Genomic DNA, 942 nt, shown 5'->3' with positions numbered 1-942 from the left:
GGCGAGGCGGGCGCGCTCGGCGGCCGGGTCGGGCACCGGCACGGCGCCGAGCAGGCGCCGCGTGTAGGGATGGCGCGGGTCGTCGTAGAGCGCGTCGCTCTCGGCCAGCTCGACGATGCGGCCGCGCCAGAGCACGGCGACCCGGTGGCAGAGATAGCGCACCATGCGCAGGTCGTGGGAGATGAACAGGTAGGACAGCCCGAGCTCGGCCTGCAGGTCCTGCAGCAGGTTGACCACCTGCGCCTGGATCGAGACGTCGAGCGCCGCGATCGGCTCGTCGGCGACGATGAAGCTCGGCTTGAGCGCGATGGCGCGGGCGATGCAGATGCGCTGGCGCTGGCCGCCGGAGAACTGGTGCGGGAACCGCCCGGCGAAGCGCGGCTCCAGCCCGACCCGCTCGAACAGCCCGGCCACCGCCGCGCGGCGCTCGGCCCGGCCCATCTCGGGCCGGTGCAGCTTGAACGCCTCGGAGACGTAGTCGCCGACGCTCATCCGCGGGTTGAGCGCGGCGTAGGGGTCCTGGAACACGGTCTGGATGCGGGCGCGCATGCCGCGCATCGCTCGCGGCGAGAGCTTGGCGAGGTCCGTGCCCTCGAAGGCGACGGTGCCCGCGGTCGGCGGGTTCAGCATCGTCACGGCACGGCCGATGGTCGACTTGCCCGAGCCGGATTCGCCGACGAGCCCCAGCGTCTCGCCGGCGCGGATGTCGAAGCTGACGTCCTCGACCGCCCGGAACACCGAGGCCTTGCCGCCCCACCACGAGCGCAGGGGATAGTGCTTCGAGAGGTTGCGCACCGAGACGATCGGATAGTCCGGGGCCCGCATCACCGTGCCTCCTCCGCTTCGCGCGCCAGGATCGCCGGAAGGTCGTACCAGGCCGCGACGAGGTGGCCGGGCGCGGCGCCGGCGGCCTGGACGAGCGGCGGCGCCTCGGTGCGGCAG

Annotated in this window: 1 protein-coding gene; it reads right to left on the bottom strand. The window is 73.5% G+C overall.

Features of this window, described 5'->3' with window-relative positions; genetic code table 11:
- On the bottom strand, positions 1 to 825 hold an 825-nt coding region (locus FV230_RS28730; protein WP_147844779.1), incomplete at its 3' end, for an ATP-binding cassette domain-containing protein.
- Positions 826 to 942 lie beyond the last annotated feature (117 nt).

Origin of the sequence: Methylobacterium sp. WL6 (assembly GCF_008040095.1) — a bacterium.
In the GTDB taxonomy this organism is placed as follows: Bacteria; Pseudomonadota; Alphaproteobacteria; order Rhizobiales; family Beijerinckiaceae; genus Methylobacterium.
This window is presented reverse-complemented; position numbering and strand designations above follow the sequence as displayed.